This window comes from Pseudomonas sp. LAMO17WK12:I1 (genome assembly GCF_900177315.1).
Classification (GTDB): domain Bacteria; phylum Pseudomonadota; class Gammaproteobacteria; order Pseudomonadales; family Pseudomonadaceae; genus Aquipseudomonas; species Aquipseudomonas marginalis.
On record NZ_FWZV01000012.1, the window covers coordinates 167,052 to 184,483 of the forward strand.

Sequence of the window (17,432 nt, forward strand, 5' to 3'; positions counted from 1 at the left end):
CTCAAGAAGGTCTTGGCGCTAAGCTAATGTCAGGTTGACGTAAACGTCAAGGGGCGCTGCGCAGCCCATCGGGGCAAGCCCCCTGCCACAGGGGGCGCTCTTCAGCCTCAGGCCTGTTGCTTATCCAGCTTCTTCTCATGGGCGGTGACTTGCTGGCACAACTCGATCATCTGCTCGCGCATCCAGCGGTTGGCCGGGTCCTGGTCGGTGCTTTCGTGCCAGTACAGGTGGGTTTCCACCGGTGGCACGTCATTGACCGGCAGGTTGAACCAATGCAGTTCATGGCGGCGGGCGAAACGTTCGGGCACGGTCATGACCATGTCGGTCTGCTGCAACACTTGCGAGGCCATCAGGTAATGCTGGGAGCGCAGGGCGATCTTGCGCTGGATGCCCATCTTGCCCAGGGCCAGGTCGACGTGGCCCAAGCCGTTGCGGCGGCTGGAGATATGGATATGGGTCAGCGACAGGTAGTCATCCAGGGTGAACTTGTCCTTGCCCGCCATGGGATGGCCCTTGCGCATGGCGCACACGTAGCGGTCTTCCATCAGCTTGACGTGGCGTACCTGCGGGTCGGTGTTGAGCGGCGCGTCCACGGCAAAATCCAGGCGCCCGGCCGCCAGTTCCTTGGTGGTCTCGCGGCGTTTGGACAGGAAACTCTCGATCACCACGGTGGGCGCCAGGCGGCGCAGGCGTTGGAACAGCAGCGGCAGAATCACCGCTTCGGTGAGGTCGGTCATGCTGATGCGGTAGGTCTTGGCCGCCTGCTGCGGGTTGAAGATGCGGCTTTCCTGCACCGACACCCGCAGCAACGACAGCGCATTGCGCACCGGGCCGATGATGTTCTGCGCCATCGGCGTGGGCACCATGCCTTGGGCGGTGCGCACGAACAGCGGGTCGTTGAACGTCTCGCGCAGGCGCGCCAGGGCGTTGGACACCGCCGGCTGGGTGATGCCGACAATCTGCCCGGCGCGGGTCAGGTTGGCTTCGGTGTAGATCGCGTCGAAGACGATAAAGAGGTTGAGGTCGACCTTGCTCAGATTCATTTCGTTGCGCTCTTATTGTTAGTTGGCCATACGTCGATCATATATCGGTGATGAATGTTAATACACGCCGAGAATAGGCTAGGTAAATTATCAACGCTGTTCTAGCATCGATTGCATGACCTAAACAACCTCTCAAAGAAGGGAGCTGCTCATGGATTTCGCCTATTCGCCCAAGGTTCAGGAACTGCGTGAACGTGTTACAGCGTTCATGGACGCTTACGTTTACCCGGCCGAGCCGGTGTTCGAACGCCAGGTCAGCGAAGGCGACCGCTGGCAGCCCACCGCCATCATGGAAGAGCTGAAGGCCCGGGCGAAAGCCGAAGGCCTGTGGAACCTGTTCCTGCCCGAGTCCGAACTGGGCGCCGGCCTGACCAACCTTGAATACGCCCCCCTGGCCGAGATCATGGGCCGCTCGCTGCTGGGTCCGGAACCGTTCAACTGCTCCGCCCCCGACACCGGCAACATGGAAGTGCTGGTGCGCTACGCCAACGAAGAGCAGAAACAACGCTGGCTCGAACCGCTGCTGCGCGGCGAGATCCGTTCGGCCTTCGCCATGACCGAGCCCGATGTCGCCTCTTCGGACGCCACCAACATGGCCGCCCGCGCCGAGCGCCAGGGCGACGAGTGGGTGATCAACGGCAAGAAATGGTGGACCTCCGGCGCCTGCGACCCGCGCTGCAAGATCCTGATCTTCATGGGCCTGAGCAACCCGGATGCACCGCGCCACCAGCAGCACTCGATGATCCTGGTGCCGGTGGACGCCCCTGGGGTAAAAATCGTACGCCCGCTGCCGGTGTTCGGCTACGACGACGCGCCCCACGGCCACGCCGAAGTGCTGTTCGACAATGTCCGCGTGCCTTACGAAAACGTACTGCTGGGTGAAGGCCGAGGCTTCGAGATTGCCCAAGGCCGCCTTGGCCCAGGCCGTATCCACCACTGCATGCGCTCCATCGGCATGGCCGAGCGCGCGCTGGAACTGATGTGCAAACGCTCCGTCAGCCGCACCGCGTTCGGCAAGCCTTTGGCGCGCCTGGGCGGCAATATCGACAAGATCGCCGACTCACGCATGGAAATCGACATGGCGCGCCTGCTGACCTTGAAAGCGGCGTACATGATGGACACCGTGGGCAATAAAGTGGCGAAAAGTGAAATCGCCCAGATCAAGGTGGTGGCGCCGAACGTGGCGTTGAAGGTGATCGACCGCGCGATCCAGATCCACGGCGGCGCCGGCGTCTCCAACGACTTCCCGCTGGCCTACATGTACGCCATGCAACGCACCCTGCGCCTGGCCGACGGCCCGGACGAAGTGCACCGCGCGGCCATCGGCAAGTTCGAGATCGGCAAGTATGTGCCTAAGGAGTTGATGCGCGGCGGGCAGTAACAGCGCGTCGCCTGCAATCGGGGGCAAGCCCCCTCCCACACTTTGAATGTATTCCCAAATCAAAATGTGGGAGGGGGCTTGCCCCGATGAGGCCGGATCAGGCCCTGAAGATCCAGCAGCCCTCAGTACACCCAAACTTCCACGCGCCGATTCTTGATCCGCCCCTCATCCGCCGTATTCGCCGCCACCGGCATCTGTGCGCCGAAGCCGCGAATATCGCGCAATACCACGCCGTTCTTGACCAGCTCCCGGCGTACCGCCATCGCCCGCAGCTTCGAGAGCAGCGCGGCCCGTTGCGGGTCATTCTTGGCATCGCCGAATCCCACCAGCGTTACCTGCTTGTCGAGTTGGTTGTGGCGCTTTATATAGGCCACGACGCGCTGCACGTCCTGGCGCGCCTTGTTGTCCAGGCTGGCGCTGCCTTCCTCGAAGCGAAAATTCACGCTCAAACGCTGGGCGTCACGGGCAATCGCCTGGTAGTCGTCGGGCATCGAAGGGCGCGGCTCCACCGTCATCGCCTGCACCTGCTGCGCAATAAACCCATTGGCCGCCACAATCGCCTGGCCTTTGCTGCTCTGGGCAAAGTCCACCAGCGCCTTGGCCCACGGGTTGCTGGAGGAGGGCGGCAGGTAGAAGAACAGACGGCGAGACAGCGGGTAATCCTCGGTGGCAATCAGGCTGTTCAACGGCAACATCGGTTGCGAGTCGCCATCGACAATCGCCACCGCCTTGGCCTGGCGCACGTAAGGCAAGCCGATAAAACCGATGCCCTGGGGATCCCGGCTCACCGCATCGGACAACGCTTCGCTGGACTCGAAGCGCTTGGCGGACGCGGCCAGGGGCTTGCCGCGCAGGCGCAGCACCAGGTCCTTGAAGGTGTCATAGGTGCCGGATTGGTCATCCCGCGCGTACAGATGAATGGTTCCGCCGATCCCGCCCAATGCTTCCCACGTGTTGATTTCGCCGTTGAAAATCTGCGCCAGTTGCTCGGTGTTCAACGTATTCAGCGGGTTGCGCGGGTTGAGGATAATGGCCAGGCCGTCGATGGCGATCACCTGTTCGGCCTCGGGGCTTTTCAGGTCGCCGAGCGCTTCGAGGTCCACCAGTTCGCTGTCTTTTATTGGCCGGGACGAGGCGGCCAGGTCGGCGCTGGCGTTTTTCAGCGCGACAAACCCCGTGCTGGAACCATGGGCCGCCACCTCGACGGTCACCGTCCTGCCCTGGCGCGTCTTGCCGATCACGCGCTGTTCATTGGTGCCCTCGGCCGGTTCGCTGTGCACCGCCTGCAGGCCCTGATGCTCCATCAACCCCTTGACCAGCGCGGGCCCCAGCGCCGCGCCAATGGTGTTGGAACCCTGGATGTGCAAAGCCGGGCCTTGGTCGGGAACGGGGAGGGGGGCAGCCACGACGCAGAGGGACAACGCGCTACACAACAGGAACAGAACGCGCAGCATCATGCCGGCACCTTCTCAAGCCAAAGGGAGTGCGGCGAGATTAAGTCACTTGGATTTCAATAATGTGACTGACAGTCAGCTTATCTGTTACTGATACACCGCGATCGTGGGCAAGCCCCCTCCCACATTTGGCCCGAGTACAGTCAGGGGGATCAGCTGAGTTCGAGCCAGATCGGCGCATGGTCAGACGGTTTCTCCAAGCCCCGCAGGTCGTAATCCACCCCGGCATCCTTGACTCGTGGCAACAAGCCATTGGAGGCCATGATCACGTCAATGCGCAGCCCACGCTTGGGCTCATCCTCGAACCCACGGCTGCGGTAGTCGAACCAGCTGAAACGGTCGGCCACCTCGGGGTTGAGGTGGCGGAAACTGTCCACAAGGCCCCAGTTCTTCAGGCGCGCCATCCACTCGCGCTCTTCGGGCAGGAAGCTGCACTTGCCGGTTTTCAGCCAGCGCTTGGCGTTGTCGGCGCCGATGCCAATGTCGCAGTCCTCCGGGGAAATGTTCACATCGCCCATCACCACCAGGGCCTGGTCGTTGCTGAACTGGCTTTCCAGCAGGTGCTGCAAATCTGCGTAGAAGCGCTGCTTGGCGGGGAACTTGGTCGGGTGGTCGCGGCTTTCACCTTGTGGGAAATAGCCGTTCATGATGGTCACCGGCTGGCCGTTTTCATCGGCGAAGGTGCCCCAGATAAAACGGCGCTGGGCGTCTTCTTCATCGCTGGCAAAGCCCTTGTGCACGCTCAAGGCTTCTTTGCGCGAGAGCAGCGCTACACCGTAGTGGCCTTTTTGCCCGTGGTAGTACACGTGATAGCCCAGGGCCTGCACTTCGGCCAGGGGGAACTGGTCGTCGTGGACCTTGGTTTCCTGCAGGCCGATGACGTCGGGTTGGTGTTTTTCAATCAGTGCCGCCAGCTGATGAGGGCGGGCGCGCAGCCCGTTGATATTGAAGGAGACGATTTTCATGGTCGGCGGTCCAGTCTGGCAAAAGGGCGATGCTAGCGGACAAGTCGGACGGGGGCCAGCGTGGCGGTAGGACAGATGCACTGCTAATGTCTGGGAACGACTGGTGCTGCGTAGGTTCGTACCCATAAGAACGCCATCTATTGAGTGGCGCCCAGGGAGATTGACTGTATGACTGACACTGCCATTGGCGAAGTTCGCCTGCTCAACAGCGGCTACTCCCGCGAAGCACGCTCGCTGCTGTACCAGGCCTATCGGCATGAGCCGACGTTTGCCTACATCTTCGAGGCGGAACGCGCAGGTTATGAACAGCGGGTACGTGCCACCGTGCGCGAACTGGTCAAGCAGCATTTCTTCCAGAAACTTCCCGCCATCGGCCTGTTCGTCAACGACCGCCTGATCGGCATCGCGCTGATCGCGCCCCCGCAGCGGCGCCTGGGGATTACCGAAAGCTGGGCCTGGCAATTGCGCATGTGGCTGAGCACCGGCGTGCGCGGCACCCGGCGCTACCTGGACTACCACTATGCGGTGATGGCCTGCCTGCCCAACGAATCGGTGCATGTGTTGCCGCTGCTGGGCATTCATCCGCAATTCCAGGGCAAGCACTACGGTGAACAGCTGCTGGAGGCGGTACACAATTGGTGCGCGGAAGACCCGCACTCGTCCGGTGTGGTGTTGGACACGGGGAATTCGCGCTATCTGGAGTTCTACAAACGCCAGGGCTATGAGGAGATCGGCGAAGTGGCGGTAGGACCGATTCTGGAGCACGTATTTTTCCACCCCAATCCGCAGGTGTTACATGCTGCAACGGCTTAGCGCAGAATTTTTCAGAATCCTCTGAGTTCTAAGTTTCTCCCCAGCTCGTGTAGCATCCGCGCCTATGAAGTTTCCAGGAAGATTTACCAGCGGCTTGGTTCTGCTGTTCACAAGCTGCGGCGCATTCGCGCAAAGCGAATTGGACGTGCGGATCAAGCCAAAAAACGACGCGTTGAAAGCCAACATCGAAGGCTATATCGGCGGGGTGGGCGAGCGTGATGAAGACGCCTTGCTGCGGTTCAGCCGTGGGGCCGAAGAGCAGGCGCGCAAAGCCGCCCAGGCTTTAGGTTTCTATCAGCCCCGGATCGAAAGCGATGTGAAGGGCGGCAAGAACCCGCGCCTGATCCTCACCATCGACCCCGGCGAACCGGTGCATCTGCGCAACGTGACCATTCGGGTCGACGGCCCGGCCGCGGACCTCAAGGCCTTTCGCGTACCCGCCAGCGACGACCTCAAATCCGGCGCCGTGCTCAACCACGGCCACTACGAAGACGCCAAGCGTCTGATCCAGAACCAGGCCTCGCGCTACGGCTTTTTCAGCGGGCGCTTCACTCACCAGAAACTCTCGGTAGACCCCCAGGCCGGTGTCGCCGATATCGAACTCATCTATGACAGCGGCCCGCGCTACACCTTGGGCAAGGTCAGCTTTGCCGGCGATACGCCGTTTGACGAAGAGCTGCTGCAACGCATGGTGCCGTTTAAAAGTGGCGCCCCCTACGATTCCGAACTGATCGCCGAACTCAACCAGAACCTGCAAGCCAGCGGCTTTTTCGAAGGCGTGCGCGTCGACGCCGCACCCGCGGCTTCGGCCAATGACGTGATCCCGGTGGCCGTCAACCTGGAGACCCGCAAGCCACGCACCATGGGCCTGGGCCTGGGTTTCTCCACCGACGTCGGCCCGCGCGGCAAGGCCAACTGGACACGCCACTGGGTCAATCCCCAGGGCCACAGCTATGGCTGGGAGGCTGAACTGTCGGCGCCACGGCAGAACGTCGGGTTGTGGTACGACATCCCGCTGGACCCGCCGCTCACCGATAAACTGCGTTTCGCCGGCGGTTACCAGAATGAAGAAATCGCCAACACCGACACCTTGAGTAAATTGCTCACCCTAGGGCCCGAATGGCACAGCAAGTTGCCCAGTGGCTGGACCCGGGTGATCTCGCTCAAATACCAGCGCGAAGAATACCGCCTGGGCAATGACTCGGGCCTCAGTAACCTGGTGATGCCGGGTGTGAGTTATTCCTACCTGCGCAGCGATAACCGCATCGACCCCCATAACGGCTACCGCCTGCAATTCGACAGCAAGGTGGCGAAGGAGGGACTGGGCTCCGACACCAACCTGTTGTACGGCACGGCCATGGTCAAGGGCCTGACCACCCTGTGGGACAACCACCGCTTCCTGGCGCGGGCCCAGGTCGGCGGCAGTGCCACTAATGGCTACAAGTCGGTGCCGCCGTCGCTGCGGTTCTTCGCCGGTGGCGACCAGAGCGTGCGCGGCTACGAGTACCAGACCCTGTCGCCGGAGAATGACCGGGGCGACCGTATCGGCGGCCGCTACATGGTGGCCCTGAGTGCCGAGTATCAATATTCCATCGCCGAAAAATGGCGGATTGCGACCTTTATCGACCAGGGCAACTCGTTCAACTCCCTGGAGTTGCCCAGCTTGAAGACTGGTGTGGGTGTCGGCATCCGCTGGGTCTCGCCGGTCGGGCCGATCCGCCTGGACCTGGCCCACGCCCTGGAAGACCCGGGCGGTGTTCGATTGCACTTTTCCATGGGGCCTGAGCTGTGATGCGTGGTGTGAAAATAGCGGGGCTGGCCGTGTTGGCCACCCTTGTCGTGCTGTTGCTGGCCCTGTGGGCGGTCCTCGGCACCCAGGCGGGCAGTCGCTGGGCGCTGGGGCGTGTACCGGGTTTGAGCGTAGAGAATTTCCACGGCCGTCTGGGCGGCCAGTGGCGCGCCGATCATCTGCTGTGGGCGCAGGACGGCAGTCGCGTCGAACTCGATGCGCCGACGTTTGACTGGTCGCCGACGTGCCTGTTGCGCATGACCCTGTGCATCAATCGCCTGGATGTGGAGCAAGTCCGCCTGGACGTTGCGCCGAGCACCGAAGAAAGCAGCGGGCCGATTCAATTGCCCGACCTGAAGCTGCCCGTTTCCATTCAGTTGGGCGACGTTCGTGTCGGCAGCCTGCTGCTTAACGGCAGCGAACAACTCAAGGGCCTGCAACTGGCCGCGCACTGGACCGCCGCCGGCATGCAGATTGACGCGGTGCACCTGCAACGGGACGGCCTGGTGCTGGACCTGAACGGCCTGTTGCAACCCAGCGGCGACTGGCCGCTGACCGCCAGCGGCAACCTGAGCCTGCCCTACGCCCCCGGCGGCGCGCCGTGGACGGTGGCGCTCAAGGTCGAGGGCGACCTGCTCAAGACCCTCAGGCTTGACGCCGACAGCAGCGGCTACCTGCCGGCCAAACTCAAGGGCGAGCTGCAACCCCTGGTGGACAACCTCCCGGCCCAGGTGCATATCACCGCCGATGGCTTCAAACCCAGCGCCGATCTGCCCGACACCCTGCAGCTCAATCAACTGGACCTCACCGCCAAGGGCGACCTGGGCAGCGGCTACCAACTGCTGGGCAAGGCCATACTGCCGGCGGAAAAAGGCCCGGTGGACCTGCTGCTGCAAGGCAAGGTCGACGCCAAGGGCGCGCAGATCGCCGGCCTGGACCTGAATGCCGGCGACAAACAAAGCCTCAAGCTCACGGCGCAGTTGGACTGGCAACAAGGCTTCAGCGCCGAGGCCAAGATCGACTGGCTGGACTTTCCCTGGCATCGCCTCTACCCGCTGATCGACGAGCCACAGGTGGTGTTGCGCACCTTCAACGGTGAGGTTTCCTACAAAGACGGCAACTACCTCGGCAACCTCAAGGCCGACCTGGACGGCCCGGCGGGCAAATTCAATCTGGTCACGCCGTTCAGTGGCGACCTCACGCAAGTCTTCCTGCCTGAGCTGAAGCTGACTGCCGGCCAAGGCAAGGCCGAAGGGCATTTGAACCTGCAATTTGCCGATGGTATTGCGTGGGATACCGCGTTGGACCTGTCGGCGCTGAACCCGGCGTACTGGGTGGCGGAATTGCCGGGCACGCTGGCTGGCCCCTTGCGCAGCAAAGGTGAATTCAAAAACGAGCAGCTCAAGCTCAACGCCGACCTCGACCTCAAGGGCCGCCTGCGTGGGCAAACCGCCGTGCTGGCGGCCAAGGCCGAGGGCGCGGGCGAGCAATGGACCCTGGCCAACCTGGATGTCCGCCTGGGCGACAACCGCATCAACGGCAGCGGCAGCCTGCAGCAACGCCTGGCCGGGCAGATCGATATCAAGCTGGCGCGCCTGGCCCAGCTGTGGCCGCAATTGCGTGGGCAGGTCAATGGCCGACTCGACGTGGCCGGCAGCCTCAAGGCGCCCCAAGGCCAACTCGACCTCAAGGGCCAGCAACTGGCGTTCGCCGATAATCGCCTGCAAAGCCTGAGCCTGGACGCGACCCTGGACAGTGCCCAGCGCGGGAAAATCGACCTCAAGGGCAGCGGCATTCAAAGTGGTGACACCCAGGTGGGCACGCTCACCGCCAGCGCCCAGGGCGATATCAGGAACCAGAAGGTCCAACTCGGCCTGGCCGGCCCCTTGGTCAAGCTGGCTCTGGCCTTGGACGGCAACCTCGACAAAGGCAACTGGCGCGGTCGCCTGGCCAGTGGCGATGTGCAGGCGGGTGGCCAGGACTGGAAGCTGCAGGCGCCGGCAAAAATCGAGCGCATGGCCGACGGCAAGCTGACTTTTGCGGCCCACTGCTGGGTCTCCGGTGCGGCCAGCCTGTGCGGTGAAGACCAGCGCCTGATGCCGGAACCCAAATTGCGCTACCACCTCAAGCAATTCCCCATCGACAGCCTGGCGGCGTTTCTGCCCAAGGACTTCGCCTGGCAGGGCAAGCTCAACGCCGACGTCCAACTGGACCTTCCCGACAGCGGTCCCAAAGGCGTGGTCGCGGTGGATGCCAGCGGCGGCACCCTGCGGGTCAAGGACAAGGATCAGTGGCTGGATTTCCCCTACGACACCCTCACGCTGGAAACCACCCTCAACCCCAAGCGTATCGACACCCAACTGAACTTCCGAGGTGGCAAGCTCGGCGAGTTGCTGTTGCAGGCGCAGATCAACCCATTGCCGAAAAACAAGCCGATCAGCGGCAATTTCAGCCTGACCGGGCTGGATCTCGCCGTGGCGCGGCCGTTTGTGCCGATGGTCGAGAAACTCAGCGGCAAGCTCAACGGCAGCGGCCGGATCGCCGGTGGCCTGCTGGCGCCGCAGGTCAACGGCAACGTCAACCTGGTGGGCGGTGAAGTCTCCGGGCCAGAGCTGCCCATCAGCCTTGAAGGCCTGAACGTGCAGGCGCTGATTGCCGGTGAAAGTGTGCAATTGAATGGCGCATGGCGCAGTGGCAAGGCCGGGCAGGGCAGCCTCAAGGGCCAGGTCGACTGGGGCCAGGCCCTGGTGGTGGACCTCAGCCTGCAAGGCTCGCAACTGCCGGTCACGGTGGAGCCCTATGCGGTGCTCGAAGTGGCCCCGGACCTGAAGATCAGCCTGAAGAACGACAAACTGGCGATTGCCGGCAAGGTGCGGATCCCCCGCGGTGACATCACCGTGCGCGAACTGCCGCCGTCCACCGTCAAGGTCTCGGATGACACCGTGATCGTCGGCAGCCAGACCGAAGAGGGCAAGCCACCGATGGCCATGGCCATGGATATCGACGTGGCGGTGGGCGAAGACCAGCTCAACTTCTCGGGCTTCGGCCTCACCGCCAAGGTGCAGGGCCATGTGCACATCGGCGACAACATGGATACCCGTGGCGAGTTGTGGCTCAACGACGGTCGCTACCGCGCCTATGGCCAGCGCCTGGATGTGCGCCGCGCACGCCTGCTGTTCGCCGGGCCGCTCGACCAGCCGTACCTGGATATCGAAGCGATCCGCAAGACCGACGATGTCGTCGCCGGTATCCGCCTCAGCGGCAGCGCCGAGCAGCCCACCACGCAGATCTTCTCGGAACCGGCCATGAGCCAGGAACAGGCGCTGTCCTACCTGGTGCTGGGCCGTCCGCTGAGTTCTACCGGCGAAGACAACAACATGCTCGCCCAGGCCGCCCTCGGCCTTGGCCTGATGGGCAGCGCCGGGGTCACCTCGGATCTTGCCAACAAACTGGGGATTCGCGACTTCGACCTCGACACCCAGGGCAGCGGCAACAATACGGCAGTGGTGGCCAGCGGCAAGATCACCGAGAAACTCAGCCTGCGTTACGGGGTAGGGGTGTTCGAACCGGCCAGCACCATTGCCTTGCGCTACCTGCTGAGCAAGAAGGTGTACCTGGAAGTGGCGAGTGGCGTGGCCAGTTCCCTCGACATCTTCTACAAGCGCGATTTCTAGATCCTTTCGCGGTACAAAATGTGGGAGGGGGCTTGCCCCCGATAGCAGTCGTTCAGTCAACACATCAGTGACTGACCCAACGCTATCGGGGGCAAGCCCCCTCCCACATTAGCAAGCAAGCTAATTATTCCATTTGACTTTCTCTGCCTAGGCAGTAACATCTCGTCATACATTCACTGCCTAGGCAGTAATAAGGTGACTTCCGATGCCCCACTTCACCCCTGAAAACTTCCACAACTGCCACCTCGGGCTGTTGCTGGGCCGTGCGGCGCTCCTCAAGGACCGCATCATCGACACCCACATGGAACCCCACGGCATCACGGCCGCGCAGTTCAAGGTGCTGATCATCATGGCCCAGTTCGGCGTCGACACCCCGGCCGAGCTGTGCCGCAACCTGTCCCTGGACAGCGGTTCGATGACCCGCATGCTCGACCGCCTCGAGCAGAAAGGCCTGCTGGACCGCAAACGCTCCGAGCAGGACCGCCGCCAGGTCCAGTTGGTGCTGACTGCCGACGGCCAGCGCCTGGCAGACATGCTGCCGCACATAGGCGCCCAGGCGTTGAACCAACTGGCGGGCGTACTTGAGGCTGGCGAGCTGGAAACCCTGGAACGGATTCTCAAGAAAATTCTGATAGCTGCCGGTGATCCCATCACCCTGCAGCGGGTAGGTAAAGCATGAACACACGTGCCCTTTGCCTGGTGCTCGTGGCCATGAGCATGGCCGGTTGCGCCAACTACAGCGGCCTCGACACCCAGGGCCGGCGCCTCGACGCCAACACCTTGCAGACCGGTAAATCCCTGAGCGGGGTGACCCTGTCGAGTGCCGCCTGGCCCAGCGCCGACTGGTGGAAAAACCTCGGCGACCCGCAGCTCGACGGCCTGATCCAGGAAGCCCTGCAAAACAGCCCCGACATGCAAGTCGCCAGCGCCCGTGCCCATCAGGCCGAAGCCGCCGCCTATGCCGCGAATGCCGCACGCATGCCGACCCTGGATGCCAGCGCCGGCGTGAGCCGTTCACGCCTGGCCAAGGACCAGGACCCGCGCGGCGAGGGCGATGCCTACTCGACCGTGCGTAATATCGGCGCCAGCTTCAATTACAACTTCGACCTCTGGGGTGGCCAGCGCGCCGCCTGGGAAGCCGCGCTGGGCCAGGCCCGCGCCGCCGAAGTCGACCAACAGGCCGCGCGCCTGACCCTCGCTGCCGATGTGGCCAAGGCCTACAGCGACCTGGGCCAGGCGCACATCGTGCGCGACCTGGCCGGCGATGACCTCAAGCGCACCCGGCAAATGCTCGACCTGAGCAAGCGCCGCCTCGCTGCGGGCATCGACAGCCAGTACCAGTACCAGCAGACCGAAAGCCTGGAAGCCAGCTCCCAGTCGCAATTGATCGATGCCGACAAGCAACTGCAGAGCGCCAAGATCGCCCTCGCCGTATTGCTCGGCAAAGGCCCGGACCGAGGCGGCGAACTGGCCCGTCCGAATGTGCTCAAGCCCGCCGCTGTCGCCGTGCCTTCGGTGTTGCCCGCCGAGCTGCTGGGCCGTCGCCCGGACCTGATCGCCGCGCGCTGGCGAGTCGAGGCCGCGAGCAAGGACATCGCCGCCAGCAAGACGCGCTTCTACCCCAACCTCAACCTCAGCGCGAGCGCCGGGGCCGAGTCGTTGCTGGGGGATGCGATGTTCGGCTCGGCCAGCCGCTTCTTCAACATTGCGCCGACGATCTCGTTGCCGATCTTCGATGGCGGCCGCCTGCGCGCCGACCTCGATGCGCGCGATGCCGACTACGACCTGGCCGTGGCCCAGTACAACAAGACCCTGGTGCAGGCCTTGGGCGATATCGGCAACACCCTTTCGCAACTGCGCGAAACCGGTCGGCAGATCCAGGCCCAGCAACACGCCACGGATATTGCCCAGCAGTCCTACGACACCGTGGTCCAGCGCTACGGCTCAGGGGTCGGTAACTACCTGGACGTGCTCAGCATCGAGCAGCAATTGCTGCAGGCCCAGCGTCAGCTGGCGACCCTGAATGCCGGGCAAATCGATCTGTCGATTCAATTGATGCAGGCCCTGGGTGGCGGATACAGCGCCGACAACGTGGCGTCGACCACCCCAGCCACCCGCACGGAATAATTTGAGGTATTTGTCATGGCCACTGCCGAAAACACCACCGCTACCGAACAACCCAAAGACAACAACCCACGCAAACGCAAGGTCATGCTGATCGGCCTCGCGCTGATCGTCATCCTCGGCGTCGTGGGCGTATGGGGCTGGTATGAATTCTACGGGCGCTTCAACGAGAGCACCGACGACGCCTATGTGAACGGCAACGTGGTGGAAATCACCCCGCTGGTCACCGGCACCGTGGTCAGCATCGGCGCGGACGATGGCGACCTGGTCCACGAAGGCCAGGTGCTGATCAACTTCGACCCCAACGACGCCGCCGTCGGCCTGCAAAGTGCCCAGGCCAACCTGGCCCGCACCGTGCGCCAGGTGCGTGGCTTGTACAGCAACGTCGATGGCATGAAAGCCCAGGTCAACGCACAGAAAGCCGATGTGCAAACCGCCCAGGACAATTTCAACCGCCGCAAGACCCTGGCCCAGGGAGGCGCGATTTCCCAGGAAGAACTGTCCCACGCCCGTGACAGCCTGACCGCCGCGAAAAACGCGCTGACCAACCTTGAGCAGCAACTCAAGACCAGCAATGCGCTGGTGGATGACACCGTGATCTCGTCCCACCCGGACGTGCAGGCCGCCGCCGCGCAACTGCGCCAGGCCTACCTGGCCAATGCGCGCAGCACCTTGATCGCGCCGGTCACCGGCTACGTGGCCAAGCGCACCGTGCAACTGGGCCAGCGCGTGCAGCCGGGTACGGCGTTGATGGCGGTGATCCCGCTGAACCAGTTGTGGATCGACGCCAACTTCAAGGAAACCCAATTGCGCGACATGCGCATTGGCCAGCCGGTGGACATCGAGTCGGACATCTACGGCAGCGACGTGAAATTCAGCGGCACCGTGGATAGCCTTGGCGCCGGCACCGGCAGTGCGTTTGCCCTGCTGCCGGCGCAGAACGCCACCGGTAACTGGATCAAGATCGTGCAACGGGTGCCGGTACGCATCCACATCAATGCCGAAGAACTGGCCAAGCACCCGCTGCGGGTCGGCCTGAGCACTGTCGTCAATGTCGACCTGCATGACCAGAGCGGCCCGGTGCTGGCGCAACAGGCGCCGCAGAAGGCGACCTTCACCACCAACGTGTACGACCGCCAATTGGCCGAGGCTGACGCCATGATCACCGAGTTGATCCATGCCAACAGCATCGCCGCGCCCAAGGCTGTGCAGCGCTGATGAGCAATAACGCCTCCTTCACGCCGCCCAGCCTGTTGATGGCCACCATTGGCCTGTCGCTGGCGACCTTTATGCAGGTGCTCGACACCACCATCGCCAACGTGGCCTTGCCGACCATTTCCGGCAACCTCGGCGTGAGTTCGGAGCAGGGCACCTGGGTGATCACCTCGTTTGCGGTGAGCAACGCCATCGCCTTGCCGCTGACCGGTTGGTTGAGCCGGCGGTTTGGCGAAGTGAAGCTGTTCCTGTGGGCCACCATGCTGTTTGTGCTGGCCTCGTTCCTCTGTGGTATTTCCACTTCGATGCCCGAACTGATCGGCTTCCGGGTGCTGCAAGGCCTGGTGGCCGGGCCGTTGTACCCGATGACCCAGACCCTGCTGATCGCGGTCTACCCGCCGGCCAGGCGTGGCATGGCCCTGGCGTTGCTGGCGATGGTCACGGTGGTGGCGCCGATTGCAGGGCCGATCCTCGGTGGCTGGATCACTGACAGCTACAGCTGGCCGTGGATCTTCTTTATCAACGTCCCCATCGGCATCTTTGCGGTGATGGTGGTGCGTGCGCAATTGAAGAAGCGCCCGGTGACCACCAGCTACCAGCCGATGGATTACGTCGGGCTGTTGAGCCTGATCGTGGGCGTCGGCGCGTTGCAGATCATCCTCGACAAGGGCAACGACCTGGACTGGTTCGAATCCAACTTCATCATTGTGGGCGCGGCGATTTCGGTGATTGCCCTGGCGGTGTTCATCATCTGGGAAATGACCGACAAGCACCCGGTGGTCAACCTGCGGCTGTTTGCCTACCGTAACTTTCGCATCGGCACGATTGTGTTGATCCTCGGCTACGCGGGCTTCTTCGGCATCAACCTGATCCTGCCGCAGTGGCTGCAAACCCAGATGGGCTACACCGCCACCTGGGCCGGCCTGGCGGTGGCGCCGATCGGCATCCTGCCGGTGCTGATGTCACCGTTCGTGGGCAAGTACGCGCACAAGTTCGACCTGCGCCTGCTGGCGGGCCTGGCGTTCCTGGCGATCGGCTTGAGCTGCTTTATGCGCGCGGGCTTCACCAATGAGGTGGACTTCACCCACATTGCCCTGGTGCAGTTGTTCATGGGCATCGGCGTGGCGCTGTTCTTCATGCCGACCTTGAGCATCCTGATGTCCGACCTGCCACCGCACCAGATTGCCGACGGCGCCGGTCTTGCGACCTTTCTGCGGACCCTGGGCGGCAGCTTTGCGGCCTCGCTGACCACCTGGATCTGGATCCGCCGGGCGGACCAGCACCATGCGTACATGAGCGAGAACATGACCACCTATGACTCGGCCACCCGCGACGCGCTGCAGGCGCTCGGTGGGGCAGGGCACAAGGCCTACGCGCAACTGGACCAGATCCTCACCAGCCAGGCGTACATGATGTCCACCGTGGATTACTTCACGTTGCTGGGGTGGATGTTCATGGGGTTGATGCTGCTGGTGTGGCTGGCCAAACCGCCGTTTGGCGCCAAGGCAGGGCCGGAAGCGTCCGGCCACTGATTGGCAAAGACTGAAATGCAATCAATTGTGGGAGGGGGCTTGCCCCCGATGAGGGAGTGTCAGTTGAACATCTTTTACTGACCCGCCCTAATCGGGGGCAAGCCCGCTCCCACATTTTGATCTCTGTTCACATTGAATCAGGGGGATTCGAGGATCAGGCGCCAGGCAACGCCAGCTGCGGATTGACGAAGTCAAACGCCGCCAACTGAAAGCCTTGCTCGTCCGCCTGCAACGCCCAGCCCTGCTTGTCCCAATCCCCCAGCACAATGCGCTTGGCCGCCTGGTCGCCAATCTGCAGCTTATGGATCGCCGGGCGATGCGTGTGGCCGTGGACCAGGGTGCGCACGCCGAACTGCTGCATCACCCGCGGCACTTCCTCGGGCGTGACATCGACAATGTCGTTGGCCTTCATGCGCGTTTGCGCACGGCTTTCACTGCGCAGCTTGCGCGCCAGCCGATGGCGGGTGCGCAACGGCAGGTGACGCAGGATAAACAGCACGATGGGATTACGCAGGATGCGCCGCAGCTTCATGTAGCCAAGGTCGCGGGTGCAGAGGCTGTCGCCGTGCATCAACAGCACGGGTTCGCCTGCGAGCTGCACGACACTCGGGTCCTTGAGCAAGGTGGCGCCTGCCGCTTTGCAGAACGCCTTGCCGAGCAGGAAGTCGCGGTTGCCATGCATGATAAAAATCGGGGTACCGCTGTCGCTCAGCTCGCGCAGAGCCTCGCAGATCGAACGCTGGAAGGGCGTCATCCCATCGTCGCCAATCCAGGCTTCAAAGAAGTCCCCCAGAATGTACAACGCCTGGGCGCCACGGGCGCGGTTGTGGAGCAGATCCAGAAACGCCCGGGTAATGTCCGGGCGCTCCTCTTCCAGATGCAAATCTGAAATCAGTAATATCACTCAACGATCTCGGCTTTCTCGACGATCACGTCTTCGACCGGAACGTCCTGGTGACCGGCCTTGGAGGTGGTCGACACGCCTTTGATCTTGTCGACTACGTCCTGGCCTTCGGTGACTTTACCGAACACGGCGTAGCCCCAGCCCTGTACGTTCTTGCCGCTGTGGTTCAGGAAGGTATTGTCGGCCACGTTGATGAAGAACTGCGCGGAGGCCGAATGCGGCTCCATGGTACGGGCCATGGCGACGGTGTACTTGTCGTTGGAAAGGCCGTTGTCCGCTTCGTTCTGGATGCTTGGGCGCTTGTCTTTCTTTTCTTTCATGCCAGGCTCGAAACCGCCGCCCTGGACCATGAAGTTACCGATGACACGGTGGAAAACCGTGTTTTCGTAGTGGCCGGCCTTAACGTACTCGATGAAGTTGGCGACGGTGATCGGCGCTTTCTCGGCGTTCAGCTCGATGACGATGTCACCGTGGTTGGTGGTCAGTTTGACTTGAGTCATGTTCACTACTCTTTTCAGGGAATTCGTGGGTTTGGACG

13 protein-coding genes are annotated in these 17,432 nt (G+C 62.7%); 8 read left to right on the forward strand and 5 right to left on the reverse strand.

Annotated features, from left to right (window positions below):
* Nucleotides 1-107: 107 nt before the first annotated feature.
* Nucleotides 108-1,043, reverse strand: a complete 936-nt coding sequence (locus B9N88_RS22850; protein ID WP_027606275.1) for a LysR family transcriptional regulator — start codon at nt 1,041-1,043, stop codon at nt 108-110.
* Nucleotides 1,044-1,194: 151 nt separating this feature from the next.
* Here B9N88_RS22850 and B9N88_RS22855 point away from each other — a divergent pair, with 151 nt between their 5' ends.
* Nucleotides 1,195-2,424, forward strand: coding sequence for an acyl-CoA dehydrogenase (locus B9N88_RS22855; RefSeq protein ID WP_027606276.1), 1,230 nt, complete (start codon nt 1,195-1,197; stop codon nt 2,422-2,424).
* Between the two features lie 122 nt (nt 2,425-2,546).
* On the opposite strand, the gene B9N88_RS22860 is transcribed toward B9N88_RS22855, so the two are convergent.
* Both B9N88_RS22860 and xthA read right to left on the reverse strand, forming a co-directional pair.
* Nucleotides 2,547-3,881 carry a substrate-binding domain-containing protein gene (locus tag B9N88_RS22860; RefSeq protein ID WP_027606277.1) on the reverse strand — a complete coding sequence of 445 codons (1,335 nt, stop codon included), beginning with the start codon at nt 3,879-3,881 and terminating at the stop codon, nt 2,547-2,549.
* A gap of 149 nt (nt 3,882-4,030) precedes the next feature.
* Nucleotides 4,031-4,843, reverse strand: coding sequence for an exodeoxyribonuclease III (xthA, locus tag B9N88_RS22865; protein ID WP_027606278.1), 813 nt, complete (start codon nt 4,841-4,843; stop codon nt 4,031-4,033).
* Between the two features lie 168 nt (nt 4,844-5,011).
* Between xthA and B9N88_RS22870 the strand changes: the two genes are divergently transcribed.
* From B9N88_RS22870 to B9N88_RS22900, 7 genes are all read left to right on the forward strand, one after another.
* Entirely contained in the window at nt 5,012-5,656 is a 645-nt protein-coding gene (locus tag B9N88_RS22870) for a GNAT family N-acetyltransferase (protein WP_027606279.1), read from the forward strand.
* A gap of 64 nt (nt 5,657-5,720) precedes the next feature.
* On the forward strand, nt 5,721-7,448 hold the full coding sequence (locus B9N88_RS22875) for an autotransporter assembly complex protein TamA (protein ID WP_027606280.1): 1,728 nt from the start codon (nt 5,721-5,723) through the stop codon (nt 7,446-7,448).
* The gene (locus B9N88_RS22880; RefSeq protein ID WP_081744439.1) at nt 7,448-11,119 is read left to right on the forward strand and encodes a translocation/assembly module TamB domain-containing protein; all 3,672 of its coding nucleotides are present in this window, start codon (nt 7,448-7,450) and stop codon (nt 11,117-11,119) included. The genes B9N88_RS22875 and B9N88_RS22880 overlap by 1 nt, the downstream gene beginning before the upstream one ends.
* Before the next feature lie 205 nt (nt 11,120-11,324).
* Nucleotides 11,325-11,798, forward strand: coding sequence for a MarR family winged helix-turn-helix transcriptional regulator (locus B9N88_RS22885; protein WP_027606282.1), 474 nt, complete (start codon nt 11,325-11,327; stop codon nt 11,796-11,798).
* Nucleotides 11,795-13,246: an efflux transporter outer membrane subunit gene (locus B9N88_RS22890; protein ID WP_027606283.1), complete on the forward strand. Its 1,452-nt coding sequence runs from the start codon at nt 11,795-11,797 to the stop codon at nt 13,244-13,246. The genes B9N88_RS22885 and B9N88_RS22890 overlap by 4 nt, the downstream gene beginning before the upstream one ends.
* Before the next feature lie 15 nt (nt 13,247-13,261).
* Nucleotides 13,262-14,461 carry an HlyD family secretion protein gene (locus B9N88_RS22895; protein WP_027606284.1) on the forward strand — a complete coding sequence of 400 codons (1,200 nt, stop codon included), beginning with the start codon at nt 13,262-13,264 and terminating at the stop codon, nt 14,459-14,461.
* Complete coding sequence (locus B9N88_RS22900) at nt 14,461-15,990, forward strand: DHA2 family efflux MFS transporter permease subunit (RefSeq protein ID WP_027606285.1); 1,530 nt, start codon at nt 14,461-14,463, stop codon at nt 15,988-15,990. Before B9N88_RS22895 ends, B9N88_RS22900 begins: the two co-directional genes overlap by 1 nt.
* Nucleotides 15,991-16,144: 154 nt before the next feature.
* On the opposite strand, the gene lpxH is transcribed toward B9N88_RS22900, so the two are convergent.
* Both lpxH and B9N88_RS22910 read right to left on the reverse strand, forming a co-directional pair.
* Nucleotides 16,145-16,894 (reverse strand): UDP-2,3-diacylglucosamine diphosphatase, encoded by a 750-nt coding sequence (gene lpxH, locus B9N88_RS22905; RefSeq protein ID WP_027606286.1) that lies wholly within the window; start codon nt 16,892-16,894, stop codon nt 16,145-16,147.
* A complete protein-coding gene (locus tag B9N88_RS22910; protein WP_027606287.1) occupies nt 16,891-17,394 on the reverse strand; it encodes a peptidylprolyl isomerase in 504 nt (167 codons plus the stop codon). Before B9N88_RS22910 ends, lpxH begins: the two co-directional genes overlap by 4 nt.
* Nucleotides 17,395-17,432 lie beyond the last annotated feature (38 nt).

What these genes read in the sequence shown, in the direction of transcription:
- B9N88_RS22850 (WP_027606275.1), bottom strand. Translation starts at nt 1,043, where the DNA reads ATGAATCTGAGCAAGGTCGACCTCAACCTCTTTATCGTCTTCGACGCG.
- B9N88_RS22855 (WP_027606276.1), top strand. Translation starts at nt 1,195, where the DNA reads ATGGATTTCGCCTATTCGCCCAAGGTTCAGGAACTGCGTGAACGTGTT.
- B9N88_RS22860 (WP_027606277.1), bottom strand. Translation starts at nt 3,881, where the DNA reads ATGATGCTGCGCGTTCTGTTCCTGTTGTGTAGCGCGTTGTCCCTCTGC.
- xthA (WP_027606278.1), bottom strand. Translation starts at nt 4,843, where the DNA reads ATGAAAATCGTCTCCTTCAATATCAACGGGCTGCGCGCCCGCCCTCAT.
- B9N88_RS22870 (WP_027606279.1), top strand. Translation starts at nt 5,012, where the DNA reads ATGACTGACACTGCCATTGGCGAAGTTCGCCTGCTCAACAGCGGCTAC.
- B9N88_RS22875 (WP_027606280.1), top strand. Translation starts at nt 5,721, where the DNA reads ATGAAGTTTCCAGGAAGATTTACCAGCGGCTTGGTTCTGCTGTTCACA.
- B9N88_RS22880 (WP_081744439.1), top strand. Translation starts at nt 7,448, where the DNA reads ATGCGTGGTGTGAAAATAGCGGGGCTGGCCGTGTTGGCCACCCTTGTC.
- B9N88_RS22885 (WP_027606282.1), top strand. Translation starts at nt 11,325, where the DNA reads ATGCCCCACTTCACCCCTGAAAACTTCCACAACTGCCACCTCGGGCTG.
- B9N88_RS22890 (WP_027606283.1), top strand. Translation starts at nt 11,795, where the DNA reads ATGAACACACGTGCCCTTTGCCTGGTGCTCGTGGCCATGAGCATGGCC.
- B9N88_RS22895 (WP_027606284.1), top strand. Translation starts at nt 13,262, where the DNA reads ATGGCCACTGCCGAAAACACCACCGCTACCGAACAACCCAAAGACAAC.
- B9N88_RS22900 (WP_027606285.1), top strand. Translation starts at nt 14,461, where the DNA reads ATGAGCAATAACGCCTCCTTCACGCCGCCCAGCCTGTTGATGGCCACC.
- B9N88_RS22910 (WP_027606287.1), bottom strand. Translation starts at nt 17,394, where the DNA reads ATGACTCAAGTCAAACTGACCACCAACCACGGTGACATCGTCATCGAG.